This is a genomic window from Collinsella sp. AM15-2, from assembly GCF_003471985.1.
Lineage (GTDB): Bacteria > Actinomycetota > Coriobacteriia > Coriobacteriales > Coriobacteriaceae > Collinsella.
This window is the reverse complement of sequence record NZ_QRKO01000042.1, coordinates 1,223-2,530: the sequence shown is the minus strand read 5'-3', so window position 1 is coordinate 2,530 and position 1,308 is coordinate 1,223. Positions and strand designations below refer to the sequence as shown.

At 66.5% G+C, this 1,308-nt stretch carries 2 protein-coding genes; both read right to left on the bottom strand.

The features are described from left to right. On the bottom strand, positions 1 to 698 hold a 698-nt coding region (locus DW171_RS09945), incomplete at its 3' end, for a dTDP-4-dehydrorhamnose 3,5-epimerase family protein (RefSeq protein WP_147357360.1). 12 nt (positions 699 to 710) lie between these two features. Beyond that, a partial coding sequence (locus DW171_RS09940; RefSeq protein WP_118271096.1) for a dTDP-glucose 4,6-dehydratase occupies positions 711 to 1,308 on the bottom strand: 598 nt, incomplete at its 5' end.

Here is a 1,308-nt window from a genome sequence, read left to right as displayed (position 1 = left end):
GGGTCGGACATGTCGAAGGTGTCGATGTCGCAGAAGTCGAAGTCCTTGGCGACGCCGCGCTCCTCCGCCAGCGCGCGGACCGCATGGCCCAACTGGCCGTTGCAGCCGGTGACGAGGGTGCGCTTCGGCGCCATGGGGACGACGTCCTTGAGCATCGGGTGGTTGAGGTCGGCATCGGAGACGGTGGCCTCGTCGAGCGGGATGGGCCACTCGATGGCGAGCTCGGGGTCGGCGAGGTTCACGAAGGTGTAGGTCCTCTTGAGCTCCGGCGACCAGTGGGCGTCCACCAGGTAGGTGTAGGCGGTGCCGTCCTCCAGGGCCTGGAAGGAGTTGCCCACGCCGCGCGGCACGTAGATGGCCTTCGAGGGGTCGAGCACGGTCGTGTAGACCTTGCCGTAGGTGGCGCTTCCCTCGCGCAGGTCCACCCATGCGCCGAAGACCGAGCCGCGCGCCACGGAGATGAACTTGTCCCAGGGCTCGGCGTGGATGCCGCGCGTGACGCCCCTCTTCTCGTTGTAGGAGATGTTGTTCTGGACGACGCGGAGGTCCGGGATGCCCAGGGCGCACATCTTGGCGCGCTGCCAGTTCTCCTTGAACCAGCCGCGCGAGTCGCCGTGGACGGCGAGGTCGACGACCTTGAGGCCCCCGATGCCGGTCTCGGCGACGGAGAGGTCCTTCTCGAATGCGATGTCTGCCATGTCTCTCCCCTCCTACTGACCCTGGGCCCTGTACCTGGCCTCGGTGGCCTCCTTGGCCGGGCGCCACCAGGACTCGTTCTCTACGTACCAGTCGATAGTGGCCCTCAGGCCCTCGTCGAAGTCGGTGTGCGCCGGCCTCCAGCCGAGCTCGCTCTGGAGCTTGGTCGAGTCGATGGCGTAGCGGCGATCGTGGCCGGGGCGGTCGGCGACCCGGTCGAAGTCCTCGGGGTCGCGCCCCATGGCCTCGAGGATCATGCGCAGGACCGTGATGTTGTTCTTCTCCCCATTGGCTCCGATGAGGTAGGTCTCCCCCATGCGGCCCTTGGTGAGGATGTCCCAGACGGCGCTGGAGTGGTCCTCGGTGTGGATCCAGTCGCGGACGTTCTCGCCCTTCCCGTAGAGCTTGGGGCGCACGCCGTCGACGATGTTCGTGATCTGCCTGGGGATGAACTTCTCCACGTGCTGGTAGGGGCCGTAGTTGTTGGAGCAGTTGGAGATCGTGGTGCGAAGCCCGTAGGTGCGGGTCCATGCGCGCACGAGCATGTCGGAGCTCGCCTTGGTGGAGCTGTAGGGGCTCGAGGGCTTATACGGCGTCTCCTCGGTGAACTTC